The organism is Chelativorans multitrophicus (assembly GCF_011317445.1).
GTDB classification, from domain to species: Bacteria; Pseudomonadota; Alphaproteobacteria; order Rhizobiales; family Rhizobiaceae; genus Chelativorans; species Chelativorans multitrophicus.
This window is the reverse complement of record NZ_JAAAPL010000006.1, coordinates 122,209-148,303: the sequence shown is the minus strand read 5'-3', so window position 1 is coordinate 148,303 and position 26,095 is coordinate 122,209. Positions and strand designations below refer to the sequence as shown.

The 26,095-nt window shown below is 62.2% G+C and carries 22 protein-coding genes; 4 read left to right on the top strand and 18 right to left on the bottom strand.

Going from position 1 to position 26,095, the window contains the following annotated elements:
* Positions 1 to 541: 541 nt before the first annotated feature.
* Positions 542 to 2,479 (top strand): M23 family metallopeptidase, encoded by a 1,938-nt coding sequence (locus GNP00_RS21095; protein ID WP_011582306.1) that lies wholly within the window; start codon positions 542 to 544, stop codon positions 2,477 to 2,479.
* A gap of 51 nt (positions 2,480 to 2,530) precedes the next feature.
* On the opposite strand, the gene GNP00_RS21090 is transcribed toward GNP00_RS21095, so the two are convergent.
* The 8 genes from GNP00_RS21090 to GNP00_RS21055 form a co-directional block, all read right to left on the bottom strand.
* A complete protein-coding gene (locus GNP00_RS21090; protein WP_011582307.1) occupies positions 2,531 to 4,003 on the bottom strand; it encodes a L,D-transpeptidase family protein in 1,473 nt (490 codons plus the stop codon).
* Positions 4,004 to 4,147: 144 nt separating this feature from the next.
* Positions 4,148 to 4,507 carry an MmcQ/YjbR family DNA-binding protein gene (locus GNP00_RS21085; protein WP_041545598.1) on the bottom strand — a complete coding sequence of 120 codons (360 nt, stop codon included), beginning with the start codon at positions 4,505 to 4,507 and terminating at the stop codon, positions 4,148 to 4,150.
* A 53-nt stretch (positions 4,508 to 4,560) separates the two neighbouring features.
* A complete protein-coding gene (gene clpB / locus GNP00_RS21080) occupies positions 4,561 to 7,167 on the bottom strand; it encodes an ATP-dependent chaperone ClpB (RefSeq protein WP_041544820.1) in 2,607 nt (868 codons plus the stop codon).
* A 212-nt stretch (positions 7,168 to 7,379) separates the two neighbouring features.
* Positions 7,380 to 8,129: a DUF4167 domain-containing protein gene (locus GNP00_RS21075; protein ID WP_083764516.1), complete on the bottom strand. Its 750-nt coding sequence runs from the start codon at positions 8,127 to 8,129 to the stop codon at positions 7,380 to 7,382.
* Positions 8,130 to 8,434: 305 nt separating this feature from the next.
* A complete protein-coding gene (gene prmC, locus GNP00_RS21070; RefSeq protein ID WP_166016267.1) occupies positions 8,435 to 9,301 on the bottom strand; it encodes a peptide chain release factor N(5)-glutamine methyltransferase in 867 nt (288 codons plus the stop codon).
* Position 9,302: 1 nt separating this feature from the next.
* Positions 9,303 to 10,382, bottom strand: a complete 1,080-nt coding sequence (gene prfA / locus GNP00_RS21065) for a peptide chain release factor 1 (RefSeq protein WP_011582312.1) — start codon at positions 10,380 to 10,382, stop codon at positions 9,303 to 9,305.
* A 16-nt stretch (positions 10,383 to 10,398) separates the two neighbouring features.
* Positions 10,399 to 12,669 carry a phosphoenolpyruvate--protein phosphotransferase gene (ptsP, locus tag GNP00_RS21060; protein WP_011582313.1) on the bottom strand — a complete coding sequence of 757 codons (2,271 nt, stop codon included), beginning with the start codon at positions 12,667 to 12,669 and terminating at the stop codon, positions 10,399 to 10,401.
* A gap of 72 nt (positions 12,670 to 12,741) precedes the next feature.
* Positions 12,742 to 14,016 (bottom strand): aspartate kinase, encoded by a 1,275-nt coding sequence (locus tag GNP00_RS21055; protein WP_011582314.1) that lies wholly within the window; start codon positions 14,014 to 14,016, stop codon positions 12,742 to 12,744.
* A 181-nt stretch (positions 14,017 to 14,197) separates the two neighbouring features.
* Between GNP00_RS21055 and ubiG the strand changes: the two genes are divergently transcribed.
* Positions 14,198 to 14,959, top strand: a complete 762-nt coding sequence (gene ubiG, locus GNP00_RS21050) for a bifunctional 2-polyprenyl-6-hydroxyphenol methylase/3-demethylubiquinol 3-O-methyltransferase UbiG (protein ID WP_011582315.1) — start codon at positions 14,198 to 14,200, stop codon at positions 14,957 to 14,959.
* 123 nt (positions 14,960 to 15,082) lie between these two features.
* Here the strand turns inward: ubiG and GNP00_RS21045 are convergent, their stop codons facing one another.
* From GNP00_RS21045 to GNP00_RS21030, 4 genes are read right to left on the bottom strand one after another with little or no spacing between them, the layout of a single operon-like run.
* Positions 15,083 to 15,508 (bottom strand): DUF1178 family protein, encoded by a 426-nt coding sequence (locus GNP00_RS21045; RefSeq protein ID WP_011582316.1) that lies wholly within the window; start codon positions 15,506 to 15,508, stop codon positions 15,083 to 15,085.
* Positions 15,505 to 16,356 (bottom strand): carbon-nitrogen hydrolase family protein, encoded by an 852-nt coding sequence (locus GNP00_RS21040; protein ID WP_011582317.1) that lies wholly within the window; start codon positions 16,354 to 16,356, stop codon positions 15,505 to 15,507. Before GNP00_RS21040 ends, GNP00_RS21045 begins: the two co-directional genes overlap by 4 nt.
* The gene (grxC, locus tag GNP00_RS21035; protein WP_011582318.1) at positions 16,353 to 16,634 is read right to left on the bottom strand and encodes a glutaredoxin 3; all 282 of its coding nucleotides are present in this window, start codon (positions 16,632 to 16,634) and stop codon (positions 16,353 to 16,355) included. Before grxC ends, GNP00_RS21040 begins: the two co-directional genes overlap by 4 nt.
* A gap of 26 nt (positions 16,635 to 16,660) precedes the next feature.
* The gene (locus GNP00_RS21030; RefSeq protein WP_157038223.1) at positions 16,661 to 17,434 is read right to left on the bottom strand and encodes a ComF family protein; all 774 of its coding nucleotides are present in this window, start codon (positions 17,432 to 17,434) and stop codon (positions 16,661 to 16,663) included.
* 184 nt (positions 17,435 to 17,618) lie between these two features.
* Here GNP00_RS21030 and GNP00_RS21025 point away from each other — a divergent pair, with 184 nt between their 5' ends.
* On the top strand, positions 17,619 to 18,497 hold the full coding sequence (locus GNP00_RS21025) for a methyltransferase domain-containing protein (protein WP_011582320.1): 879 nt from the start codon (positions 17,619 to 17,621) through the stop codon (positions 18,495 to 18,497).
* 87 nt (positions 18,498 to 18,584) lie between these two features.
* Here the strand turns inward: GNP00_RS21025 and GNP00_RS21020 are convergent, their stop codons facing one another.
* The 6 genes from GNP00_RS21020 to GNP00_RS20995 all read right to left on the bottom strand — a co-directional run bounded on the left by GNP00_RS21020 (position 18,585) and on the right by GNP00_RS20995 (position 22,777).
* The gene (locus GNP00_RS21020; RefSeq protein WP_157038106.1) at positions 18,585 to 18,752 is read right to left on the bottom strand and encodes a Flp family type IVb pilin; all 168 of its coding nucleotides are present in this window, start codon (positions 18,750 to 18,752) and stop codon (positions 18,585 to 18,587) included.
* A 73-nt stretch (positions 18,753 to 18,825) separates the two neighbouring features.
* Positions 18,826 to 19,185 (bottom strand): hypothetical protein, encoded by a 360-nt coding sequence (locus GNP00_RS21015; RefSeq protein WP_011582322.1) that lies wholly within the window; start codon positions 19,183 to 19,185, stop codon positions 18,826 to 18,828.
* Between the two features lie 57 nt (positions 19,186 to 19,242).
* The gene (mutT, locus tag GNP00_RS21010) at positions 19,243 to 19,656 is read right to left on the bottom strand and encodes an 8-oxo-dGTP diphosphatase MutT (protein ID WP_011582323.1); all 414 of its coding nucleotides are present in this window, start codon (positions 19,654 to 19,656) and stop codon (positions 19,243 to 19,245) included.
* Between the two features lie 3 nt (positions 19,657 to 19,659).
* Positions 19,660 to 20,433, bottom strand: a complete 774-nt coding sequence (locus GNP00_RS21005; RefSeq protein ID WP_011582324.1) for a GNAT family N-acetyltransferase — start codon at positions 20,431 to 20,433, stop codon at positions 19,660 to 19,662.
* Between the two features lie 6 nt (positions 20,434 to 20,439).
* Positions 20,440 to 21,681, bottom strand: coding sequence for a bifunctional glutamate N-acetyltransferase/amino-acid acetyltransferase ArgJ (argJ, locus tag GNP00_RS21000; protein WP_011582325.1), 1,242 nt, complete (start codon positions 21,679 to 21,681; stop codon positions 20,440 to 20,442).
* 163 nt (positions 21,682 to 21,844) lie between these two features.
* Complete coding sequence (locus tag GNP00_RS20995) at positions 21,845 to 22,777, bottom strand: peptidylprolyl isomerase (RefSeq protein ID WP_041544824.1); 933 nt, start codon at positions 22,775 to 22,777, stop codon at positions 21,845 to 21,847.
* Between the two features lie 275 nt (positions 22,778 to 23,052).
* On the opposite strand from GNP00_RS20995, the gene secA reads away from it, so the two are divergent.
* Positions 23,053 to 25,785 (top strand): preprotein translocase subunit SecA, encoded by a 2,733-nt coding sequence (gene secA / locus GNP00_RS20990; protein WP_011582327.1) that lies wholly within the window; start codon positions 23,053 to 23,055, stop codon positions 25,783 to 25,785.
* Positions 25,786 to 26,095 lie beyond the last annotated feature (310 nt).

Sequence of the window (26,095 nt, the reverse complement as noted above, 5' to 3'; positions counted from 1 at the left end):
GGATCCCTTCAGCCCTTCCAGGCCTCCAAAATCCCGCGAGCCTCTGCCGCCCACGCTTCTCTTTCTTCTTATTCAATTGTCAAAGAACGGACGACATTTCGTCATCCTCGGGCCTTTTTCTTCAGCCCTTTCGAGGTCGCTTGCGCGGCTCTCTTTACGGATTAACAAGAGCGAGCGTTTCAACCGCCAGCGGCGCCGCCTCCCTCGTTGTGTGGCGTATATAGTCGCGCCTCCATTCGGGTGTCAACGGCCATTTTCGATATTTTTGAATTTTTTGCGACAGATAACGAGCGGCCATCGAACGATGCACGGCCGCCACATTGGAGCCCGATTTCATCCCTACCGCATTCTTAAATTTTGCTGGAAAACTTGCGTTTTGCAGAAGCGAGGGGCCGCATTCAGGGTTATTTCGCTATCGTCCCGCAGGGGCTTAGAGGTGAGCAACCGGTTTCCACGCATTGACTTGGCAAAGCGCCAAGGGCATCACTTGCCAGCAAGGGCCTGAAGCGCGGCGGACGGGATCGAGAGGGAGCGGTACGACTTGGACGACAAGGCTGGAGCAAAACCTCCACTTGGCGACGAACCGCCCCTCATCGCGGACGGCCGAAGCGGCCCTCCCGACCGACGTGAAATCTCCGGGCGCTGGCTCGCCGGGACGGTCCTGACAGGATTGACCTCCACGGTTCTGATGGGCGTCGCGCTCTCCGCGGCGCTGGATGGACGCGAACAGCTTGCCACCCCTCCCGAGATCGCCCTTCTCCCCAAAGCTCCCGACGGCGAGGAAGCAGCCAAGACGTCGCGGTTGATTCCAGCCCGTTTGCTTGCGCGCCAGGATGACCGCCGCCGCATGGAGGTGTCGACCATTCTCAAGGAGGGCGATCGCGAGGTGGTGCGGACGCTCCCCTTCGTGCATGTGCGAATGAATCTCGCCGCTGGCCACAGAACCCATAAGGACTATCCGCCTTTCGATCCGCTGACCGTATTCGCCGAGGACGGCGCGGCCGCGACCGCGAGCATGGGCGTGATTTACGGCGCGAAGGTCGAGAGCGAGGTCAGGCTGCGCACCCTGCCCTTCCCGTTCGGGCAGAACGTGTTCGACGAGAACAGCGATCTCTCGGCAGAGGAAGTGGAGCAGGTGGTCCGCAACACCGGAGCCATTCTGACCGACGGCGACGTCCAGGTGGCCGCGCTCCACTATGTGGATCCTCAACGCTTCGGCGATACGCTTGCGACGCAGGCGCTCGCCCAGTTCAGCGCGCGAATCGTGCAGGAAGAAAACGTCTCGATAGCATCGCGCGACTTGCCAGAAGGGCCTTCGATCGGCTTCGCGGAAGATATTATCGTCTTTTCCCACGATGAGGAGATCTTTGAGGCATTCAAGGATGCCGGCTATGACGGCGCCGACGCGCGCGGCATGGCACTGGCGATCGGCAAACTGCTCAACGCGCAGGCGCTGAAGGCCGGCACCATCCTGTGCCTAGGCATTGAAGCCGAAGGCGAGACGAGACGGATCGTGCGGACCAGCATCTACGAGGGAAAGCAGCATGTGGTTACGATCGCGCTTGATGATCGCGACCAATATGTGCCGGCCAACGAGCCAGAACATGGTCCTGAATTGCTGGCCGCCCTTGATACCGAGCCGCAGCAAGCCCCGGTCCGGGCTGATCTGCCGCGCGCCTATGACGGGATATACAACGCCGCCTATTCCTATGGGCTGACATCGCAGATGACGCAAAAGCTCATACGGCTCTTGGCGGCAGACGTGGATTTCCAATCGCGTCTGACGACAACCGATAAGCTTGAGGTCTTCTTCTCGCAGCCGAACGAAGACGGCAGCGCCTCCGACAATTCGGAGATCCTCTACGTTTCCGCCAGCTTCGGCGAAAAGCACCGCGCCTACTATCGATTCGAACTGCCGGACGGCTCCGTCGATTATTTCGACCGGGAGGGTCGCAGCGCTCGGCCTTTCCTCCTCCGGGTTCCCGTGCCTAATGGCCGCTTCACCTCAGGCTTTGGCATGCGCAGGCATCCGATCCTCGGATATTCGCGCCTGCATACCGGCGTCGATTGGGCCGCGCCGCGCGGCACGCCCATCATCTCCTCCGGCGATGGCGTTGTGGAAAGCGCCGGATGGTCATCCGGTTACGGCCGGCAGACGGTCATCCGCCACGCCAATGGCTATGAAACCTCATACAACCATCAAAGCGCGATCGCGAAGGGCATCGTCCCCGGCGCCAAGGTACGCCAGGGGCAGGTGATCGGTTATGTCGGCGCCACCGGCCAGGCCACAGGCAATCACCTTCATTACGAACTGATGGTGAACGGCAGGAAGGTCGATCCCATGCGCGTGCGCCTGCCCGACAGCAAGGTGCTGGAGGGCGAGACGCTGGAGGTCTTCATGCGCGAGCGCGACCGCATCGAGGACTTGCTCGAGGAAAACTTCACCAGCCCCACGCCGGTGGCTGGAATATCCGACTGACTGTAGACGAGACCTCGTTCGTGCTCATGCACCGAGTGCGTGAGCACCGTGTTATTCAGTGAACTCCACCGTGACGCCGGGCTTCACGCGCTTGGCCAGTTCCTGGGCATCCCAATTGGTCAGCCGGACACAGCCGTGGGAGTAGGTCTTGCCGATCTTGGACGGTTCAGGCGTTCCATGTATCCCGTATGTGGGTTTGGAGAGTGCGATCCACACAGAGCCGACAGGGCCGTTGGGTCCGGGCGGAATGGTCAGGACCTTGTCATTGTTTCCCTGCTTGAAGTTCTTCCGGGGATCATAGGTGTAGTTCGGATTCAGCGCCACGCGCTCCACCTGGTGGATGCCTGTCGGAGACGGGGTGTCGCTTGAACCGATGGTCGCCGGATAGACGCCGATCAGCCGCCCTCCCTCGTCGAAAAGGCGCACTTGCTTCCGGCTCTTATCCGCGACGATCCGCGCGACCGCGCTTTTGGCCGGCTGGCCGGGATTGGCGACCTTGATGATGGTGCCCGGACGGTTGAAATTGGCGCCGGGATTGAGATCGATCAGGAATTTCTCATCCATGTGGAAGCGTTCTGCGAGCATCTCGCTCACCCGCGTGTAGCTCAACCGTTCAAGCTGCGCCTTCTCGCTGTAATCCTCCGGAACCGACGCGATGAAAGGACCTGCGGCGTCTTCCGAGGTGATGGTGTATTCGGTGAAGGCGGGCCCGCCTGTCCTCTGAAGCTCCGCCTCGATCCACTCCTTGTCATAGGTCTTCAGCCTCTGGCCGGTAACTTCGTAATAAGCGTCGATCGCCTTGTTGACATTGTCGCCGATGTGACCGTCGATCACCCCGGGAGAAACGCCTGCGCGGTCCAGCAGGATCTGGTAGGCCGCCACGTCCTCGCTGGCGCGCCGCGCGCCAGGCACCACGATGCTCGGCCCGTTCGGAAGCGTCGTGCCCGGCGAAGCGCCGGGCATTCCGGGCACCGGTTCCGTGCCGGGCTGCGGAGCGGCGGGAAGGCCCTGGTCGGGCGGGCCGAGGGGCGAACGCGCGATGCTGTCGTCCCGCGGTTGAGTATAGTCCGGTTCCGCCGGCGGATATCCCCGGTAACCGTAGTCTCGTTCCTCATAGGGATATCCACGCGCGGGCGGGTAGTTGGGATCTTGGTAGTCTCGTTCATATGGCTGCTGCCAGCCTCGCGCGATGGCGGCTTCGCGGTCGCGGTGAAACCGCTCCACATCCCGCGGATCGGTAAAGTCATAATCACGCCGCCCCAGCTGACGGTCCCGCTGCTCGCGCCTTGGCTCGGGCGGCAGGACCTCGCCAAGCGGCGTCCTGATCTCCACGACTTGTCCCGTGCGCGGGTCGACGATCACCTCGCGCCCGTACTGGTCGATATAAACGTCGAAATCATAGGCCTGCGCGAGTTGAACCGCAGCTTCTTCCTGCCTCGGCGCACGTTCCCCGACATCCCAGGCCGGTGCCGCGAAGGCCGGCGCGGAAAGGAGGGAGAGAAATGCCAGAGGATACTTCTTCAAACCACGCTCCCCGACTGACGGACAAAGACAGCCACCGCGCGATTCGCGCCGGCTTCTAAACGATAGGACATAAGAGATGAACCCGGCATGAAAATGGCTAACGAAACCATAACGCAATAGCTTCATTTTCGGCAGGCCAGCCCATTATAAAAGTCCCAACTCGCTTTTCAGCTTTTTCGGTAGGCCGGCCGATACGAGCCGATAGCTTTCGGCCACATAGTCCCTCAAGGCGGCGTCATCCATCGATTCGCCGCTCTGCCGCTGGATCCACTTCATGCCCCGCGAGGCGAGATAAGGAGCTGGCCTGAGCCCCGGCCGCTCCTTGAGGAGATCGTAGGAGAATTCGGAGCATTTGAACGTGACCGCGAGCTGCTCCCCCTCCCCTACTGCGCCGATCGCAAAGACCTTGCCACCCACCTTCCAGACGTGGGCCCCACCCCATTGGACGACGTGGGTCGCGTGCGGAAGGGAAGAGCAGAAGCTATTGTAGTCCTCAAGCAGCACTCGCCCCCTCCGCACGACAGCCCGGCGCGTTTGCGCGCCGGGCATGGCTGATATCACGCTGCTTCCGCCGCAGCCTCCGAATTCTTCCGCGGGCGGAAGATCAGCCTATCTGAACCGGCGGTGATCTTGACGGTCGAGCCATCGAAGATCTCTCCCATCAGGATCTTCTCGGCCAGCGGATCCTGCAGTTCCTTCTGCATGACCCGCTTCAGCGGACGAGCGCCATAGGCAGGATCGTAGCCCTTGTCGGCAAGCCAGTCGATTGCCTCCTGGTCGAGCTCGAGCGTGATCTTGCGGTCTTCCAGCAGCCGCCCGATGCGCTTGAGCTGGATGCGGACGATATCGCCCATATCCTGCCGGCGCAGGCGGTGGAAGAGGATGATCTCGTCCACACGGTTCAGGAATTCAGGCCGGAACGAAGCCTGCACGACAGCCATCACCTCGTCGCGCACCTTGTCCACGTCCTCGCCTTCGGCCAGATTGACAAGGTACTCCGCGCCCAGATTGGACGTCATGATGATCAGAGTGTTGCGGAAGTCGACCGTCCGGCCTTGGCCATCCGTGAGCCTGCCGTCGTCCAGCACCTGGAGCAGCACATTAAAGACATCCGGGTGCGCTTTCTCGATCTCGTCGAACAGGATCACCTGATAGGGCCTGCGGCGGACAGCTTCGGTCAACACGCCGCCCTCGTCATAACCCACATAGCCGGGAGGAGCGCCGATCAGCCGGGCAACCGAGTGCTTCTCCATGAACTCCGACATGTCGATGCGCACCATCGCCTGCTCGTCATCGAATAGGAAAGCGGCGAGCGCCTTGGTCAGCTCCGTCTTACCCACGCCCGTGGGCCCCAGGAACATGAACGAGCCGAGCGGCCGGTTCGGATCCTGCAACCCGGCGCGCGCGCGCCGCACGGCTTTGGAAACCGCTTGCACCGCCTCACCTTGCCCAATCACACGCTTGGCGAGCTCGTCTTCCATCCTGAGCAGCTTTTCACGCTCGCCCTGGAGCATCTTGTCGACGGGAATGCCGGTCCAGCGGGAAACGATATGCGCCACATGGTCAGGCGTCACCGTCTCTTCGACGAGCGAGCCCTTGCCGTCCTGCTCCTCAGCCTCCTTCAGCTTCTTCTCAAGCTCGGGGATACGGCCATAGGCCAGCTCGCCCGCGCGCTGGAACTCGCCTTTGCGCTGAGCAATCGCAAGATCGTTGCGCGCTTCGTCAAGCTGCTTCTTGAGTTCGGCGGCAAGGCCCAGTTTCTGCTTTTCGGCCTGCCATTTGGCGGTGATATTGGCCGACTGCTCCTCGAGCTCGGCCAATTCCCTCTCTAGCCGTTCAAGCCGATCCTTCGAAGCCTCGTCCTTCTCGACCCGCAGCGCCTCGCGTTCGATCTTGAGCTGCATGATGCGCCGGTCGACCTCATCCAGTTCCTCCGGCTTGGAATCCACCTGCATGCGCAGGCGCGATGCCGCCTCGTCCACCAGGTCGATGGCCTTGTCGGGCAGGAAACGATCGGTGATGTAGCGGTTCGACAGGTTGGCCGCCGCCACAAGAGCGGAATCGGAGACGCGCACCTTGTGGTGCTGCTCGTATTTCTCCTTCAGCCCGCGCAGGATGGAGATAGTGTCCTCCACCGAAGGCTCGTTCACGTAGACAGGCTGAAAGCGGCGGGCGAGCGCCGCGTCCTTTTCCACATATTTCCGGTATTCATCGAGCGTCGTCGCGCCCACACAGTGCAGCTCGCCCCGCGCCAGCGCGGGCTTCAGAAGATTGGAAGCGTCCATCGCGCCATCCGCTTTACCGGCGCCAACCAGCGTGTGCATCTCGTCGATGAAGAGGATGACACCGCCGGCCGCGGCCTGAATCTCGGAAAGCACGGCCTTCAGCCGCTCCTCGAACTCGCCGCGATATTTGGCGCCGGCGATCAGCGCACCCATGTCGAGCGCCATGAGCTGCTTGTCCTTGAGCGATTCGGGCACGTCGCCGTTCACGATCCTGAGCGCCAGCCCCTCGGCGATGGCGGTTTTGCCTACGCCGGGTTCGCCGATCAGCACCGGATTGTTTTTTGTGCGCCTGGAAAGGACCTGGATCGTGCGGCGGATCTCGTCATCGCGGCCGATCACGGGATCAAGCTTGCCCGCCCGCGCCTCGGCTGTCAGATCGCGCGCATATTTCTTCAGCGCGTCATAGCCCTGCTCCGCATTCGGCGAATCGGCGGTTCGGCCCTTGCGGATATCGTTTATGACCTGATTGAGAGCCGTCGGAGTGACACCGGCCTTTGCCAGAATATCCGCGCTCTTGGCGGATTTCTCCATGGCCAGCGCCATGAGCAGGCGCTCGACGGTAACGAAACTGTCCCCGGCCTTCTTCGCGAGTTCTTCAGCGGTGGAGAAAACCTTTGCCAGCGGCTGCGCCAGATAAAGCTGGCCGCTGCCGCCTTCGACACGCGGCAACGCCTCAAGCGCGGCGTCGACGCCCAGTTTCACATCCCGCGCCCGCCCGCCGGCACGCTCGATGAGATTCGCCGCGAGTCCTTCCTCGTCATCAACGAGCACTTTCAGGATGTGCTCAGGCGAAAACTGCTGGTGATTTCTGGAAAGGGCGAGCGTCTGGGCAGCCTGAATAAAGCCACGCACGCGCTCGGAATATTTTTCGATGTCCATGTTCCACGTCTCCATCTCCGTGCCGACCCGCTTGGCGGCATCGAGCAGGCCAATGTGACGGACCCCCAACGGAGTTGACCCAAGTCAACGCCTAGCGGCAAGTCCAACCGATGGAAATATGGGAGCTTTTTTGCATCGTCTCAAGATCACCCGCAAAACACAAAACGGCGAGCAAAGCCCGCCGTTTTTCTGGAGTCAGCTAGGGGAAGTACTCAGCTCTGGGCAGCGGCTTCCTCGGGAGACGTCGCTTCCGCCTGTGCGGCTTCGTCGGTCTTCTTGGCGCGAGGCCTGCGCGTGCGCCGGGGCTTCGGGGCTTCCTCCGCTCCGCTTTCCGGAGCAGCAGCCACTACGGCTTCACTGGCTGGAACCTCGGCAGGCGCCGGAGTTTCAGCGGCCGGCACGGCGCTCACCTTTTCGGCTTCGCCATTTGCCGCACCTTCACGCGCGCCCCGGTTGGCGCCATTTCCACCGTGACCACGGCCATTCGCCCTTCCGCGGCCGTTCGAGCCGTTCATCTCACGATTGAGCGCGACTTCGGCGGGAACTCCGTCGATAACCGGCTGCGGCCCCGATCCGTCGTTGATCGAGGAAGCGCCAGCCCGGCCATTGCCGTTCGGCAAGCCCTGGGCCTCATGTTCCTCACGCTCTTCACGCTCCTCATCGTCACCCAAATCGTCTTCGCGGAAATCGCGTAGGTTCTGCTGCGGCTGCACCTGCGCCATAGCGGCGGCGATGAGGCGGTTGTAATGCTCGGCGTGCTGCAGATAGTTTTCCGCCATCACCCGGTCACCCGAGCTTTGGGCATCCCTGGCAAGCGTTGCATATTTATCAGCGATCTGCTGAGCAGTGCCTCGGATTTTCACGTCCGGGCCGTTGCTTTCATAGCTGCGGGTGAGCGGATTGGGCCCCTTCCGGTTATTCCCGCGTCCGCGCATGCGCCTGTTCTGCTGTTGTGGCCTCATTCCATTCTCTTTTTCGAGACAACCATCGATCTTTGGTGTTGATCGGCGGAGGAAACTGCACAACGCCGTTTCCTTCAATCACCCCCTAGCGGTCTGCCGCATTGAAGGCGACCGCAAAGCTAATACCCGCTTCTTCGTTCACTTGCCCGATAAGCCCCGCACAAAGCACATGCGTCGGAAACGCGCTCAAGCAGTCAATCCGCGGGAACCGAATCGAAAACGGCGCTGCCTGCTTTGTCTCATCGGCAGGGCGGAACCTAGCGGCAATCCAACTCTTTGCCAAGTGTTTTTTCCGCATCGCACATTTAGGCGGTTGGGGCAAACAGCATCGCGCGGTCTCGGCCGCCCAGATCGCGTGCGGTTCTTGAAACCGCATAGCCTTCGGCAGCGAAAATGGCCGCCACGGCAGCTTTCTGTTCGGCACCTGTTTCCACGGCGATAAGACCCTCCCTCGTCAAGTGATCCCGCGCTCCGCTGGCGATCGCTCTATAGGGCATGAGCCCATCCGGACCGCCATCGAGTGCCGCCTTCGGATCATGCTCGCGCACTTCGCGCGGCAGCGTTTCCATTTCCGCCGTTGCGATATAGGGCGGGTTGGAAACAATCAGGTCGAATCGGCCATCCACATTCCGAAACCAATCCGACCGCAGAGGGGTGAACCGCTCTGCAACAAAACTCATGTCGGCATTGTGACGCGCCGTTTCAAGAGCCCCTTCCGAAATATCGGTTCCCACGGCTTCGGCTTCAGGCACAACGCTTAGAAGAGCAAGCGCAATCGCGCCCGTTCCAGTCCCAAGATCGAGAATGCGGCAATGCTTTTTGACGTTTGCGATCCGTCGCGCTTCCGGCAGTACGAGGTCGACCAGCGTCTCCGTATCCGGCCGTGGCTCCAGCGTTTCTGGCGAAAGCGCAAGCTTCAATCCATAAAAGTCACGATGGCCGAGGATGCGGTGGACAGGCTCGCCCGCGATCCGCCGTTCCACCGCCCGCGCCACCTTTTCCGCCACGGCGGCTTCCACCGCGCACTCGGGATGCGTGATGGCCTGGGTCTGTGTCGTTTCGGAAAAATGCTCGACGATCAGCCGCGCCTCCAAGGCCGCGTCCTCCACACCGGTGCTCGTCAGTTGCTGCCGGGCAGTTCGCAACAGAGCAGCGAGCGTGATCGGGGGCATATCAGCTCTCCGCTCCCTCCGCCGCCAGCAGTTTCGACTGGTGATCGGCGATCAGCGCATCGATGACTTCATCGAGCTCGCCCTCCATCACACGGTCGAGCTTGTAGAGTGTGAGATTGATTCGATGATCTGTCACACGCCCCTGGGGGAAATTGTAGGTGCGGATGCGCTCCGAACGGTCGCCGGTGCCAACCTGCAGCCGTCGCGCCTCCGAGCGCTCGTTGGCCGCGCGCGAGCGCTCCATGTCGAACAGGCGCGCGCGCAGGATCTGCATCGCCCGCGCCCGGTTCTGATGCTGCGACTTTTCCGCGGAAACGACCATGATGCCGGTCGGCAAATGCGTGATGCGCACGGCCGAGTCGGTCGTGTTCACGTGCTGGCCGCCTGCGCCTGAAGCCCGCATCGTATCGATGCGGATATCCTCGGGTTTGATATCCACGTCGATGTCTTCCGCCTCGGGCAGCACCGCCACTGTGGCGGCGGAGGTGTGGATGCGCCCCTGCGCTTCCGTGGCCGGAACGCGCTGCACGCGATGCACGCCCGACTCGAATTTTAGCCGTGAAAAGACCCCGCGCCCTGTTACCGAAGCGATAATCTCCTTGTAGCCACCGGCCTCGCCTTCGCTGGCCGAAACCACCTCAACGCGCCAGCCACGCTCGCTAGCGTAGCGTTCGTACATCCGGAAAAGATCGCCGGCAAACAGTGCCGCCTCGTCGCCGCCCGTCCCGGCGCGAATCTCCAGGATGGCGTTTTTCTCATCCGCCTCGTCTTTCGGGAGCAGCAGAACTTGAAGTTTCTGCTGCATGTCTTCAACGCGGCTTTCCACCTCTTCCCGGTCGATTTCCGCAAGCTCGCGTATCTCGCGGTCGATGCTCTTGTCCGCCAGCATCGTATCGAGGTCTTCCAGTTCCGCCTCCGCCTTCCGAAGCGCGCGGATACTGTTCGCCACCTCCTGCAGCTCTGAATATTCGGAGGCGAGCTTCACATAAGCATCCGGCGAAGGGCCGGCCGCCATCTGCGTTTCGATCAGCTCGAAACGCTTCAAAACCTGGTCCATCCGTTCGCGCGGCAGCTCGGCCATATTTCCCTTGTTCTATCTAAAGAGGAATGTCGTATTCGCTGGCAAACTGCTGCAGCTCGGCCCGGATATCGATCTTCCCGCTGCGATTGGCAAGGGCTGCTTCAAGCCGTTCGCTGAGCTTCTGCAGCGGCAGTTCGCAAAGCATGGCCTTCACCGGGCCGATGGAAGCGGAATTCATCGAAATGGACCGATAGCCGATGCCGAGCAGCGCCATGGCGGAGATTGGTTTGCCGGCGAGCTCTCCGCAGAGTGTCACCGGCGTGTGCGTCGCCTGCCCTGCCGCCGCGATCTGCTTCAGCACCCTGAGGAACGGCACGCCAAGCGGATCGAAACGGTTGGAAATCAGCGTATTCCCCCGGTCCGCGGCGGTGATGAACTGAAAAAGATCGTTCGATCCTACCGACACGAAATCCACCGCTTGCATCAGCTCTTCGAGTTGCCAGAGGAGCGCCGGCACCTCGATCATCGCGCCAAGCTTCAAGCTGGTCGGCAGAAGATGGGCGAACCGCGATAAGTGCCGGACCTCCCGGTCGATGATGGCGCGAGCCTGCCGCACCTCGTCGATTTCCGTCACCATTGGCAGCATAAGCTTAAGCTCGCGCCCGCCGGCCGCCTTCAGGAGTGCGCGGATCTGCGTGCGTAACAGCCCTGGCCTGTCGAGCGTCAACCGGATCGCGCGCCAACCCAGGGCGGGATTTTCCTCCTGCTGCGCACCCTTGAAGTAGGGGAGCACCTTGTCGCCGCCGATATCGATGGTGCGGAACGTAACCGGCTTTTCACCCGCTGCGTCCAGAACCTCGCGGTAAAGCCCCTCCTGCGCCTCGACGCGCGGGAAGGTGGAGACCACCATGAATTGAAGCTCGGTGCGAAACAGGCCAATCCCTTCTGCTCCCGATTGCGCCAGTTGGGGCAAATCGACCGCCAGCCCGGCATTCATCAGGAGCTGGACCGGCACACCGTCCTTGGTGACCGCAGGACGGTCGCGCAGTTCCCGATAATGCTGCTGCCGTCTTGCGCGGAAACGCACCTTCTCCGCATAGGCCGTTTCGACATCGGCCTGCGGGCGCAGATGAACCTGCCCGTCCTCACCATCGACAACGATCGCATCGCCGTTTTCCGACATCGCGACTGCGCCCTTCACCTGCCCCACCGTCGGAAGGCCGATCGCGCGCGCGACGATCACGATATGGCTGGTCGGAGCGCCATCCTCCAGCACCAGGCCCCGCAGCCGCTCGCGCGGATAGTCGAGCAGTTCGGCCGCCCCCATGGAGCGGGCGACGATGATCGCATCCTTCGGCACGATGTCGGCGAGCGCCTCCGGCCCACGGCCCAGGAGCTGGCGCAAAAGCCGGTTTGCCAGATCGTCGAAATCGCTCATGCGCTCGCGAAGATAAGGATCGGTCATGTGCAGCATCCGCGCGCGCATGTCGCTCTGCACTTTTTCGACAGCGGCCTCGGCGGTAAGCCCGTTGCTGACTGCCTCCTCCAGCCGCCGCACCCAGCCCCGGTCATTGGCAAACATGCGATAAGCTTCCAGCACCGCCCGGTGCTCGCCCTCGAAGGCCACATCGCGCCGGGAAAGCATGTCGTCGATTGAAAGCCTGAGCGAGGAAAGCGCCTCCTCAAGGCGCTCCCGCTCGCGATCGCTGTCTTCGTTGAAGAGATTGGTGACGACGATGCGCGGCTCGTGCAGCACGACATGGCCGAGCCCTACGCCGTCATTGAGCGGCAGCCCCTTGAAGCTGGCAGCACGCCTGAGATCGAGCTCGATGCCCGGCCGGGTCAGACGCGCAAGATCGCCCGTGGCGATCATCTCGGCCACCACCATGGCGACCGTTTCCAGCGCTTCCACCTCGTCCTCGCGGTAGTGCCGCATGGTGCGGTTCTGGACGACCAGCACGCCAAGCGTACGGCCCGCCCTTAAAACCGGCACGCCGAGAAAGGAATGGTAGATCTCTTCTCCGGTCTCCGGCAGATAGGCAAAAGCCGGATGTTTCTGCGCATCGGAAAGGTTGAGCGGCCGCGCGCTCGCTGCGATCGTGCCGACGAGGCCTTGCCCGAGGCGCAACTGCGCCAGGTGCACCGCGGTCGGATTGAGGCCCTCCGTCGCATATAGCTCGAGCACGGAATCGGCGCGCAGCACATAGAGCGAGCAGACCTCCGCGACCATGTTCTGGGCGATCTCGCGCACGATCCGGTCGAGCCGCTGCTGCGGCTCGACCGGCTCTGCCATCAGTTCACGCAGCCGCTTTAAGAGTACACGCGGGCCGCCGCCAATGTCGCGCATCGGACTTCCTCCAAAGCTTCGCGGGCGCTGGCCCATCTGGCAGCGCGCAAAGCATGGTTAAAGAAAACTGTCCTAATGCTTATCCAGACCGTAGACGGAATGCAAAGTCCGGACGGCCAATTCCGCATAGGGTCCGTCGATCAGTATGGAAATTTTTATCTCCGACGTGGTGATCGCGCGAATATTGATGCCTTTCTCGGCCAAGGCACTAAAGGCGGTGGCTGCCACGCCCGCGTGGCTGCGCATGCCGATGCCGATCACCGAAACCTTCACCAGCCCAGCTTCCGACTGGATGGCGTCGAATCCGACTGTCCCCCGCACCTTCTCGAGCACGCTGAGCGCCTTTTCCACATCCCCCGTGGGCACGGTAAAGGTGATGTCTGTCTTCGAGCCGTCCTCCGAGACGTTCTGGACGATCATGTCGACATTGATGTTGGCCTCGGCGAGCGGACCGAAAATGCCGGCTGAGACACCCGGCCGGTCGGCCACCCGACGCAGCGAGATCTGTGCCTCATCCTTGGCATAGGCAATGCCGGTGACGACTTGCTGTTCCACGATTTCTTCCTCGTCGCAAATGAGCGTGCCGGGCGGATTGTCGAAATCGCCCATTCCCGGCGCGTCCGGGTCCTCGAATGACGATCTTACGAAAGTCCTGACCTTGTGCACCATGGCAAGCTCCACCGAGCGCACCTGCAGCACCTTGGCCCCGAGCGAGGCCATCTCCAGCATCTCCTCGAAGGAGATCTTCGCCAGCCGCCGTGCCCTCGGCTCAATGCGCGGGTCGGTCGTATAGACCCCGTCCACGTCCGTATAGATGTCGCAGCGGTCGGCGCGAAGCGCGGCTGCGACCGCAACGGCGCTCGTATCAGACCCGCCGCGCCCGAGCGTCGCCACGCGATTATCGGGGGCGAGCCCCTGGAACCCGGCGACCACAGCCACCTGCCCGCGCTCCATGCGCTCTATGATATCGCTGCCGTCAATATCCGTGATGCGCGCCGCACCATGGGCGTTGTCGGTGCGTATGGGGATCTGCCACCCCTGCCAGGAGCGCGCGTCGATCCCGATCGACTGCAGCGCAATCGCGAGCAGGCCGCTCGTCACCTGCTCGCCCGAGGCAACCACGGTGTCATATTCTCTCGCGTCGTAAAAGGGCGATTTGGCGCCGGCCGCCTTCGGCATGCCCTGCACCCAGCCGACAAGCTCATTCGTCTTGCCCGACATGGCCGAGACCACCACAGCCACCTGGTGCCCAGCTTCGACCTCGCGTTTGACATGGCGCGCCACATTGTGGATGCGGTCGAGATCGGCGACGGAGGTTCCGCCGAATTTCATCACGATGCGCGCCATGGTCGTGTAAAAGGCCTTTTGCTACTGCGAGGCTTTAGCCTGCGGAATATCTGAGGTTACCATGCTGCCGCTCTGCGGCGGGCTCTCAATATCCAAAGGCGTCGCGTTCTGCAAGCAAGCCGAGACTTGACATCAAGCCGTCGCCGCCCGACTTCATGCTGACGCGAGAGGAGATCAACCGATGCCAGAAGCCCGACGAACGACTATCGACGCCGGTGAAGTGGAGCGTTTTTCCGCTCTCGCCCAAGAGTGGTGGAACCCAAACGGTAAATTTCGTCCCCTCCACAAGTTTAACCCGGTGCGGCTGGCCTATATCCGCGACAATGTCGCTGCCCATTTCGGCCGCGACCCGCGTGCGGCAAAGCCGTTCGAGGGCCTGCGCATCCTCGACATCGGCTGCGGCGGCGGCCTGCTTTGCGAACCCATGGCGCGGTTGGGCGCATCTGTCGTGGGAGCCGATGCCTCCGCGACCAATATCGAGGTCGCCAGACTTCATGCGCTCGAAAGCGGCGTTTCCATCGACTATCGCGCCGAAACAGCCGAAGCTCTTGCCGATCAGGGCGAGAAGTTCGACATCATTCTTAATATGGAAGTGGTCGAGCATGTGGCGGACATCGATCTCTTCATCGAAAAATGCGCCGAAATGCTGAAACCGGGCGGCCTCATGTTCGTCGCCACCATCAACCGCACGCTGAAGGCCCTGGGACTTGCCATCATCGGCGCCGAATACGTGCTGCGCTGGCTTCCGCGCGGCACTCATCAGTATGGCAAGCTGGTCCGCCCGGATGAGCTGGAGCGCGCGCTTGCGAGCGCCGGGCTGATCACTAAAGACCGTACAGGTGTGGTCTACAACCCCCTCACGGATCGTTGGAACCGCTCGCGCGACATGGACGTCAATTACATGGTGCTGGCGGAAAAGCCGACCGCAGAGGCTATGATCTGAGCGGACCAGGACCGTTGGCCGCGCCGATGTTCGGCAAGAAACCTGGTCTATAACCGAGGAGTCTTGCCTTAACCTCCAAATGGAGCCGGCGATGCAGGTTTGCCGTAGGACTGACGGGCAGCACTAATTCCTGTCGTCGGGAAATACCGGGAGCGGCATGAAATCCACGCCGTCCTCGGCGAGCGATTTGACCTCGTCCGGCGTCGCTTCGCCATAGATGCCCCGGGCTTCGACCTCGCCGAAATGGATCTTTCGCGCTTCCTCGGCAAATTTGTCGCCCACATAATCGGAGTTTTCGCGGATCTTCTGCGAAAGCTCCTTGAGCTTTGCCATCGCCCGCTTCTGCTCCTCATTCATCGCAAGCGCGATTTGGGCTTGTTTGCGGCTTGTGGAGACGGCAGGCGCCATCAAAGCTTTCTGCACTTCATGCGACCCGCATTGCGGGCAGGAGACAAGCTTGCGGCTCTTCTGCGTCTCGAAATCCTCGCCACTGCGGAACCACGCCTCGAACTCATGTTCCTTGTCGCAAATGAGGCCGTAGCGGATCACGCTGTCACCTCGCGGTAAGAAGCTTCTTCTATCCTGAATTCGCGAGCGTTCTTGAGATTCGGGATTTTCTGCCGCGCCTCCGCCGAAGCCGCCGGATCGATCTCAGCCAGCACCACCGCCGGTTCATCATGATTTGCCTCGGCGACGATCCGCCCCCAAGGATCGACGATCAGCGAGTGACCGAAGGTCTCGCGGCGGTCCTCATGCAACCCGCCCTGTGCCGCCGCGATGACCCAGGCACCGTTTTCGATGGCCCGCGCACGCGTCAGAACATGCCAGTGCGCCTCGCCGGTCTGCCGGGTAAAGGCGGCAGGCACGGTCAGCACCTCGGCGCCTGCCAGCGCCTGCGCGCGGAAAAGCTGGGGAAACCGCAGATCGTAACAAACGGCAAGTCCGATGCGGGCGAAGGGAAGCGCCGCCACGACGGTCCGTGCGCCCGGCGCGTAGGTCGCCGATTCGCGCCAGCTTTCCCCCTTGTCGAGATCGACATCGAACATGTGGATCTTGTCATAGGTGGCGATCAACGTTCCGTCGGGGCCGAACAGAAAGGCCCTGTTCGCAACCTTGCCGCCATCGAGGGGAATCGCCGTCGAACCGAGATGCACATATATCGAAAGTTCGCGCGCCAACTCCGCGGCACGCCGCACGAGCGGGTTTTCATCCGCCGGCTTAATCCGCGCCATAAGCGCCTCGCGAGAGCGCACAAGCGCGCCCGTCATCTCCGGGCTTTGCACATATTTTGCGCCTCGGGCCGCCGCTTCACGCACAAGCGCTTCAAAAGCGGAAAGATTTGCCTCCGGCTCCGTGCCGGAGCGCATCTGCAGCGCAGCGACGCGGACGGCCGTCATCGACTGCTCCCCACGATGTCCCGTTCCTCCAGAAGGGCGTCAAGCCTGCCTTCCCGCTCCAGCGCGTGCAGATCGTCAGAACCGCCTACATGAATATTCCCGATAAAAATCTGGGGAAAGGTGGAGCGCCCGTTTGCCCGGCCGATCATTTCCTTGCGCAATTCGGGCGAGAAACTGGCGTCCTGCTCGGTATAGGCAATGCCCTTGCGCTCGAGCAGCCGCTTGGCCGCCACGCAATAACCGCAGCCCATCCGGGTATAGATCGTCACATCTGCCATAACGTCATCCGCATTTGTTTGGCCGCCTATATAGTTAGCGCATCCTCCGGCGCAAAGTCCTCCTTGAGCGCACGGGCAAAAGTAAGCACGTCCACCTCGCCGGCACCGCCCCGTTTCAACGCCCTCGTGGCGGCCGCCACCGTGGCGCCGGTGGTGAAGACATCGTCGATGAGGATAACGCGCTTTCCCGTTAAGATCCGCTCCGCGGCAGGCGGCACGACGAATGCACCACGCACATTCTCCTCGCGCTCGCGCGCGCCCAGCCCCACCTGCTGGCGGGTAATGCGGCGGCGCACAAGGGCGGATGGCTGATAGTCGAGCCCCGCAAGCTTGGCAAAGGCGCGGGCAAGCTCGGCCGACTGGTTGAAGCGCCTGGAAAAAAAGCGCCTGCGATGCAGCGGAACGGGCACCACGATGTTGGCATCAGGTATCAGCTCGACTGCCGCCCGCAGCATCCAGCGCGCCATCCAGGGGGCGAGATCGGTGCGGTCGGAAAATTTCAGGGACAACACCATGCGTCCGGCAACACCGCGATAAGCCACTGCCGAACGCGCCCGGGCGAAAGGCGGAGGGTTAGCGATCGCCTCGCCCGACAGGAAGCCCTCCCCCATGTCATGAGGGAAAGGAGTCCCCATTACCGGGCACCAAGGCTGCTCCAGGAAGCGCAGTTCCGGCCAGCATTCGGGACACAACGTGCCTGGAGCGGTGACCAGATTGCGGCAGCCGATACAGACGGGCGGGGATAGGAGCCGCGCCGGCCACTCCCGGATCATCGTTGCCGCCTGACGGAATGCCCCCATACTTGCCCGCGCGAAGAAACCACCCACCTTTGCAAGCATAGCAGTTTTGTGCGATTGCGCATTAGCGACTACAGCGCCGTGCGTCCTTTAGGACGCACAATGGACGCTGCAAGTTAGTGCGTCGACGCATCAGGCTTTCCGAAAACCGATTCCGGTTTTCGGGCCGATGCATTAAGCAGACCCGATGGAACCGATCTTCGACCTCGACCTAGCGCTGGCACGTAAGTTGCGCGCCCTGAAAAGCCCCCAGGAGGGCGCGGATTTCCTGATGCGCCGGGCCGCGGAGGACCTGTCGGAGCGGCTGGCGACCGTCGAGCGCCGCCTTCCTCGTGCGGCAGCTCTCTTCAGTTTGACACCCCATGCCGCCGATGCGATCGCTGAAAGTGGCAAATCGGATCATGTCCTGCGCATTGAGACGGATCGGCAGCTTCTGTCCGGTCCCTATGACGGCCTTGTGGCAACCGCCGAAACCATTCCCCTGCCGCCGGAGAGTCTCGATCTCTGCGTTTCGCTTCTCACCTTGCACGAAGCGAACGATCTTCCCGGCCTGCTGGTGCAGGTGCGCCGTGCTTTGAAACCGGATGGCCTGTTCCTGGCCGCCTTTGCCGGCGCGGGCACGCTGCAGGAGCTGCGGGAAAGCCTCCTGCAGGCCGAGGCGGAGCTTACCGGCGGTGCCACGCCTCGCGTCGGTCCTTTTGCCGATGTGCGGGACGCGGGTGCGCTCCTGCAGCGCGCCGGCTTCGCTCTTCCTGTGGCGGATATCGAGACGGTGACTGTCCGCTATGGAACGATGTTCGACCTGATGCGGGACCTGCGCGCCATGGGTGTTACAAACACGCTCGTCGAGCGCAGCCGCCGCCCCGCTACCCGGTCACTTTTCTTTCGCGCCGCGGAAATTTATCAGGAGCGTTTTGCCGACGCTGACGGCCGTATCCGCGCCACGTTCAATATCGTCTGGCTTTCAGGCTGGACGCCGCATGAATCGCAGCAAAAGCCGCTTAGGCCCGGCAGCGCCAAACTTTCCCTCAAATCGGTGCTGTCGCCGGAAAAGAAAGAAGAGTGAGAGTGATCCGCCATGCAGCCTTCTTGGCGGTAAGAGTGGGTTCGGACAAGCCCGAGGCAGTGGGAACGCAAAGCGGTGGACGAAGCCTCAATCCCCGGCGTTGGCCAGATCTTCCGCAACGGGTGCGTATGTGTGGCCGAGAACACGGCTAAGCTCCGCGAGCCCTGCCACGATCGCAATGACGAGGATCCCCGCGATGAGGGCGCATTCGACTGCCGTCGCGCCGTCTTTGCTGCTGCGCAGGAAATGTTTCACCGTAAGGGCCTCGAATCTGCTTCGGCCATGCTGGCTAACAAGCGTTAACAAATTCTGATGCGGGCGTGCGCTATCAACACGCTCCACTGCTGGTTCCGTCTTGCCTGATGATGCAGATGGCGTCGGCCGAAGGCTGAAGAACGCTGCGCCGGACCGTGTATGTCTGCCCGGGAACAGAACCCGTCGCGACCGGATCAATCCCATAGGCTGCAATATCTCTCGCGCGCCGTTCGAGAACCGGCGTGAGGACAAGGGCAAGAGCCACCGCCGCTGAACCGAAAAGCAGGGCCACGCGAACAGCGGCCATTCCCAGACGCGCCAGCGTGTCTTTTCTGACAGAGCCCCCGTCGAACTCCACACGCATCTTCTCTAAGCTCCACTGGTCTGAGAAGGCGATCCCGAAATCGCAGACGTTTTGGACGAGATCACGCAACTGATCTTGCCCCCGTCCCGTAAAATTCTCAGCTTTCGCTGAAGGAAGATTTAACGTTCAGAGGAGATCGATCAGAAAGGGGATGAGCGGCTCGTCAGCGGGCGGCATGGGGTAGTCACGAAGGTTCCGCGGGCGGACCCATTTCAGCGCCTGTCCCTCGCGTGACTGGGGGATGCCCTGAAAACGACGGCAGACATAAAGCGGCATGAGCAGGTGGAACGTCTCATAGGAATGGCTCGCGAATGTGAGCGGCGCCAGGCACTCCACCTTCGTTTCGATGCCCAGTTCCTCATGCAGCTCGCGGATGAGGGTTTCCTCCGGCGTCTCGCCGGTCTCGACCTTTCCGCCCGGAAACTCCCACAGCCCGGCCATGGACTTGCCCTCCGGCCGCTGGGCCAGGAGGATTCGGCCGTCGGCATCGATCAGCGCGCAGGCAGCGACGAGCAGGATTGGTTTTCCGGCGCTTTCCACAGCTCAGCCTTCCTGCGCCGATCGCCGGTAATGGTACCGGTATACGGCTTCAAAGCCGAGCGAGCGATAAAGCGCCAGCGCTTTCTCATTATCCTCTTCGACCTGCAGCCAGGCAACGCGCGCCCCGCGCGTGAACGCCCATTTGAGCGCCGAAAGCAGCATCCGCCTGCCATAGCCTCTTCCCCGCTGCTCTCTAGCGGTCGCCACCTCGAAAAGCCCCGCGAGCGCTCCGTCGTGAACGCAGATGGCGGTCGAGACCGGCACATCGTTTTGCTCAAGGACGAACAGCCCCGCCTCCGCCTTGATCAGGCTGACCACCTCGGTAAATCCCGGCCGCAAATCGGTTTCATAGCCGTGCACCTCGCATGCGGCTGAAACGAACCGGTTGAGATCCTTGAGCGGGATCTGGTCCACGGCGCTTTCCACCGCCACCTCGCTGAGCGGAAGCCGCATGACCGTCGAATGCCCGAAGGTAGACCACCCTTCCGCATCCAGATGCTTCGAAATCGCCGGTGCCGCCAGCGGAGAAATCCGGAATGTGAGCTGCCTTCCATAGGCTGTGAACCGGCGCGCTGCCCGCTCGATTCGCTCGCCGAGCTTCTTGTCGTCGCTGGGATCGAGCGGGTTCACCGAATTCAGGCGTTTGGCGGGATGGCTCGCCGTCAGGCGCAGTGCCCAGGTGCCGTCATATTGCACCGAGGTGGCCGGCCAGGCGCGAAATCCCGCCGCCTCGAACCGGCGGATCGTTGCCAGCCGCTCAACCACCTCTTTTTCCACGCCAAATCAGCTCCTGTAATCGCCATTGATGGCGACATACTCCTTGGTGAGGTCGCAGGTCCAGACCGTGGCCTTGCCCCGGCCCAGCCCGAGGTCGACCCGGATATCGATTTCGTCGCGCTTCATATAGGCAGAGACTTCCTCTTCCGAATAGCCGGGGTCCCGCTCGCCCTCATGGGCCACACGGCTGTTGCCGAACCATATCGAGAGAAGATCGCGATCGGCTGGTTCGCCGGCCTTGCCGACCGCCATAACGATGCGGCCCCAATTTGCATCCTCGCCGGCAATCGCTGTCTTCACCAGCGGCGAATTGGCGATCGAAAGGGCGATGCGCTTGGCCGAACGCGAGGAGCGCGCGCCGGTCACCGTCACCTCCACCTGCTTGCGCGCCCCTTCACCGTCGCGCACCACCTGCAGCGCCAGCGTCTTCAGGAGCTTGCCTAGCGCGCGGCGGAAGCCCTGAAGCCGCGGATCTTTGGCATCCGTGATCTGCGGCGCACCGCGCGCGGCGGCCTTACCTGTGGCAAAAAGCATGAGCGTGTCGCTGGTGGAGGTGTCGCTGTCGACCGTCACCGCGTTGAAGGTCTTCGACGTCGCCTTGGAAAGAAGCTCTTGCAGCACCGGCGCGGCGATTGGCGCGTCCGTCGCCACGAAGGAGAGCATGGTGGCCATATCCGGCGCGATCATGCCGGCCCCCTTGGCAATCCCGTTGATGACCACCTCCGCTTCTCCGAGCCGAGCCGTCGCCGTGACAAGCTTCGGATAGGTGTCCGTCGTCATGATCGCGCGTGCCGCCTCTTCCCAGGCCTTGGGCTCGGCACGTTTCGTGAGGTCGCCCAACAGATGCGAGAACTTTCTGGGATCGAGCGGCTCGCCGATCACGCCGGTCGAGGCGAGGAACACCTCGTCCTCGCTGGCGCCCGCCGCCTTGGCCGCGGCCAGCGCAGTCGCGGCAGTCGTTTCCCGGCCCTTTTTTCCGGTAAAAGCGTTCGCGTTGCCTGAATTGACCACCAGCACGCGCGCCTTGCCGCCGGCGAGATTTTTTCGGCAGAACTCCACCGGCGCCGAGGGGCATCTGGAGCGGGTGAAAACGCCCGCCGCCGCTGTCCCCTCGTCGAAGACCATGACCATCAGGTCCTTGCGGTTCTTGTATTTGATGCCGGCTTCGGCAGCGGCAATCCGCACGCCATCGACTTCGGGCATTTTCGGATAACGTTTCGGCGCGAGCGGCGAGACGACAGAAGACATGGGCGATTCCGGAAAAAGCACAGGAACTCGGGATGCGCTTCCGTGTGCCTCAAGCCCGTGCCAGACGCAAGCCGAAACAGCGGAAACACCCCGTCGCGATGCGCTACGACAGCAAAAGGCCGCGGAGCATGATCCGCGGCCTTTCGAACGACTGCTTGAATTCTTACTGCGCAGGAGTCTCTTGTTGCGCGCCTTCCGCCGGCGTCTCGCCGCCTTCAGCCGGCTCGCCCTGCCCGAGTTGCTGGCGCAGCAGCCCGTCCACCGCACTCTTGAGGTCGGCATTGGGGATGTCGAGCTCGGCATTCTCCCGCAAGGAAACGAGCGTCTCCATATATTTGTCTCGGATGACCATGGAGCGGATCTGATCCTTCACCTGTTCGAGAGCCGGCGGAGGCTGCATGCGCTTGTCCTCAACCTTGATGACATGCCAGCCGAACTGCGTCTTCACGGGCTCCTCGGAATGAGCTCCCGGTTCCATGGCAAACGCCGCCTTGCTGAACTCCGGTACCATCGCACCCTCGGTGAAGTAGCCGAGGTCGCCGCCATTGGCGGCCGCCCCGTCCTTCGACTTCTCCTTGGCGATCTCGGCAAAGTCGCCGCCCTCGTCAAGCTGCGTGATGATATTCTTCGCTTCCTCTTCGGAATCCACAAGTATGTGGCGGGCGTGGACTTCCTCCTGCTGAGGAATCTTCGCGACCTCTTCCTCGTAGCGTGCGTTAAGCTCCTCGTCGGTGATCGGCTTCACGACATTCGCATCGATATAGGCGCTGTGCAGAGCGCGCTGGCGCAGGAACTCCGTCCGGCGCTGGAACTCATCGGTCTTGTCGATCCCCTCCTTTTGCGCTTCGGAGGCAAAGAGCCGCACATCGATGACGGCGGACAGAGCGGCCGCGCGGCGCTGGTCCTCCGGCATCTGACCGAACTGCGGTCCCAGCTCTTCCTGCGCAAGCGCAAGATCGGCTTCCGTGATCTGCTGGCCGTTGATCGTGGCCACCACGGGGCTTTCCTGGGCAATGGCCGGGGCAGCGCTGAGGACTGCGAGAATCGCGGCCGCGCCGGCCCGCGCGATCAGATTGCGGCGTAGGGTTTCTTGCATCAGTCGTTCTCCGTGGGGACGATATCGGGATATGGCCAACAATGAGGGCCGCTGATAATCCAATAAGTGCTGGATGTGGCGGATTTGTGCGGTCGAAAAGGACCTTCCCGGCAAAGTTGACATAAGAGTTGCCCCCTCTTATCTCTCCTTCGATCCAGCGTCCAGAAGCATTCGCCGGAAGCATTGGGATGCATCGGAACTGCTGGCTGCCGCATCGGTTGACTGGCGGAAGGGCCGGCGGTAGCCGGCATAGCGCAAAGTGAAAGGACCAGAGGATGGTCAGTCTCGGCGGCCTTGCCCGCAAGATTTTCGGATCGTCTAACGAGCGCCGCGTGAGGGCGCTGCAGCCCCGTGCGGAGCAGATCGGCGCCCTTGAGAAGGAGATGCAGGCTCTTTCGGATGAGGCGCTTCGCGGCAAGACCGACGAGTTCCGCAAGAAGCTCGCCGATGGCGCCGACCTGGACGATCTTCTCGTTCCCGCCTTTGCCGTGGTCCGCGAGGCGGCGCGCCGGGTGCTCGGCCTGCGGCCCTTCGACGTGCAACTGATCGGCGGCATGGTGCTTCACCAGGGCGCCATCGCCGAGATGAAGACCGGCGAAGGCAAGACGCTGGTCGCCACCCTCCCGGTCTATCTCAACGCGCTTACCGGCAAAGGCGTCCACGTCGTCACCGTGAACGATTACCTCGCCAGGCGCGATGCGGAATGGATGGGCCGGGTCTACGGCTTTCTCGGGCTGACGACCGGCGTTATCGTCCATGGGCTTTCCGATGAGGAGCGCCGTGCGGCCTATGCCTGCGACGTCACCTACGCCACGAACAACGAGCTCGGCTTCGACTACCTGCGCGACAATATGAAATATGAGCGCGCGCAGATGGTGCAGCGCGGTCATGCCTATGCCATCGTCGACGAGGTGGACTCAATCCTGGTGGACGAGGCGCGGACGCCTCTCATCATTTCCGGGCCGCTGGACGACCGTTCCGAACTGTACAACACCATAGACACGTTCATCCTGAAGCTCGAGCCGGCCGACTACGAGGTGGACGAGAAGCAACGCACCGCCACCTTTACGGAGGAAGGCACGGAGAAGGTGGAAAACCTTCTGCGCGAGGCGAACCTTTTCAAGGGCGATTCGCTCTATGACGTCGAGAACGTCGCCATCGTCCACCACCTCAACAACGCGCTGAAGGCGCACAGGCTCTTCCAGCGCGACAAGGACTACATCGTCCGCAACGACGAGGTGATCATCATCGACGAGTTCACCGGCCGCATGATGCCGGGCCGGCGCTATTCAGATGGGCTGCACCAGGCGCTGGAGGCCAAGGAGCACGTCAAGATCCAGCCGGAGAACCAGACGCTCGCCTCCATCACCTTCCAGAACTATTTCCGCATGTATGGCAAGCTTGCCGGCATGACCGGAACGGCTTCCACCGAGGCGGAGGAATTCGGCAACATCTACGGTCTAGATGTGGTCGAAATCCCGACGAACCTGCCGGTCAGCCGCATCGACGAGGACGACGAGGTCTACCGCACCGTTGAGGAGAAGTACCGGGCCATCGTGCGTGAGATCAAGGAAGCGCGCGAGAAGGGACAGCCGATCCTGGTCGGTACGACTTCGATCGAGAAGTCGGAATATCTCGCCGAACGCCTCCGCAAGGACGGCCTCAAGGATTTCGAGATCCTAAATGCCCGCCATCACGAGCGCGAGGCTTACATCGTTTCCCAGGCAGGCAAGCCCGGCGCCATCACCATCGCCACCAACATGGCCGGCCGGGGCACGGACATCCAGCTCGGCGGCAATGCCGATATGCGTATCCATCAGGAGCTTGGCGACATGCCCGCCGGCCCAGAGCGGGACGCCAAGGAAAAGGCAATTCGCGAGGACGTGCAGCGGCTGAAGGAAAAAGCTCTTGCCGCGGGCGGGCTATATGTGCTCGCCACCGAGCGCCACGAGAGCCGCCGCATCGATAATCAGCTGCGCGGCCGTTCCGGCCGCCAGGGCGATCCTGGCCGCTCGAAATTCTTCCTGTCGCTCCAGGACGATCTGATGCGCATCTTCGGTTCCGACCGCATGGATGGCATGCTGCAGAAGCTGGGGCTGAAGGAAGACGAGGCCATCGTCCATCCCTGGATCAACAAGGCGCTGGAAAAGGCGCAGAAGAAGGTCGAGGCGCGGAACTTCGATATCCGCAAGAACCTGCTCAAATACGACGACGTGATGAACGACCAGCGCAAGGTCGTGTTCGAGCAGCGCATTGAATTGATGGACGGGGAAAACCTGTCCGAGACCGTTGCCGAGATGCGCCAGGACGTCATCGACGATCTGGTGGAGCGTCACATTCCCGCAAACGCTTACGCGGAACAGTGGGACGCGAAGGGCCTGAAGGAAGGCGTGCTCCAATATCTCAACCTGGACCTGCCCATTGATGAATGGGTCAAGGAGGAGGGGATCGCGGAGGACGACATTCGCGAGCGCATCACCGAGGCCGCCAACAAGGCCGCCGCCGAGCGTGCCGAGCGCTTCGGGCCGGACATCATGACCTATGTGGAAAAATCGATCGTGCTGCAGACGCTCGACCATCTGTGGCGCGAGCATCTGGTCAATCTCGACCACCTGCGTTCGGTGATCGGCTTCCGCGGTTATGCCCAGCGCGATCCGCTAAATGAGTACAAGTCCGAGGCTTTCGAGCTTTTCCAGGCCATGCTCGGCAATTTGCGCCAGGCGGTGACGGCTCAGCTCATGCGCGTCGAGCTGGTGCGCGAAGCAGCCGAGGCCCCGCCCCCGCCCGCTCCTCCTGCCATGCAGGCGCACCACCTCGATGCAACCACCGGCGAGGACGAGTTTGCAAATGGCGATACCATGACGCTTGCGCGCGCCGACGCCCGCATCGTCCCGGCGGAGCAGCGGGACCCCAATGACCCCTCCACCTGGGGCAAGGTGGGCCGCAATGAGGCCTGCCCCTGCGGCTCCGGCAAGAAGTACAAGCACTGCCACGGGACATTCGCATAGGGCGCGCCTCGCCGCTGCGCATAACCTGTTCTGCACGCTGACGGTTCGCGGCACCCCTGCAATAGCCGATCCCCCCTTGTGGGGGGCACGAAGGGGCGCAAACCCATCCGCCCAAAGAGGCGGGTTCCTCTCTCAGGCTTTCTCCGAGTGCCGGAAGCGCCTGCGCGCCATGTTGTGGCGTGGATCCTCGAGGTCAAGCCCGAGCATGACGAAGTGGAGAGGGCTCTAACAACTCTTCAGCGTCGGCGGTTAGCGGGAACGCCCGTGCTCATCCTCGAGCTTGGATCTATACCTGACCGTCGAAACACCG

What these genes read in the sequence shown, in the direction of transcription:
- clpB (WP_041544820.1), bottom strand. Translation starts at nt 7,167, where the DNA reads ATGGACATCGAAAAATATTCCGAGCGCGTGCGTGGCTTTATTCAGGCT.
- GNP00_RS21075 (WP_083764516.1), bottom strand. Translation starts at nt 8,129, where the DNA reads ATGAGGCCACAACAGCAGAACAGGCGCATGCGCGGACGCGGGAATAAC.
- prmC (WP_166016267.1), bottom strand. Translation starts at nt 9,301, where the DNA reads ATGCCCCCGATCACGCTCGCTGCTCTGTTGCGAACTGCCCGGCAGCAA.
- prfA (WP_011582312.1), bottom strand. Translation starts at nt 10,382, where the DNA reads ATGGCCGAGCTGCCGCGCGAACGGATGGACCAGGTTTTGAAGCGTTTC.
- ptsP (WP_011582313.1), bottom strand. Translation starts at nt 12,669, where the DNA reads ATGCGCGACATTGGCGGCGGCCCGCGTGTACTCTTAAAGCGGCTGCGT.
- GNP00_RS21055 (WP_011582314.1), bottom strand. Translation starts at nt 14,016, where the DNA reads ATGGCGCGCATCGTGATGAAATTCGGCGGAACCTCCGTCGCCGATCTC.
- ubiG (WP_011582315.1), top strand. Translation starts at nt 14,198, where the DNA reads ATGCCAGAAGCCCGACGAACGACTATCGACGCCGGTGAAGTGGAGCGT.
- GNP00_RS21040 (WP_011582317.1), bottom strand. Translation starts at nt 16,356, where the DNA reads ATGACGGCCGTCCGCGTCGCTGCGCTGCAGATGCGCTCCGGCACGGAG.
- grxC (WP_011582318.1), bottom strand. Translation starts at nt 16,634, where the DNA reads ATGGCAGATGTGACGATCTATACCCGGATGGGCTGCGGTTATTGCGTG.
- GNP00_RS21030 (WP_157038223.1), bottom strand. Translation starts at nt 17,434, where the DNA reads ATGGGGGCATTCCGTCAGGCGGCAACGATGATCCGGGAGTGGCCGGCG.
- GNP00_RS21025 (WP_011582320.1), top strand. Translation starts at nt 17,619, where the DNA reads ATGGAACCGATCTTCGACCTCGACCTAGCGCTGGCACGTAAGTTGCGC.
- argJ (WP_011582325.1), bottom strand. Translation starts at nt 21,681, where the DNA reads ATGTCTTCTGTCGTCTCGCCGCTCGCGCCGAAACGTTATCCGAAAATG.
- GNP00_RS20995 (WP_041544824.1), bottom strand. Translation starts at nt 22,777, where the DNA reads ATGCAAGAAACCCTACGCCGCAATCTGATCGCGCGGGCCGGCGCGGCC.
- secA (WP_011582327.1), top strand. Translation starts at nt 23,053, where the DNA reads ATGGTCAGTCTCGGCGGCCTTGCCCGCAAGATTTTCGGATCGTCTAAC.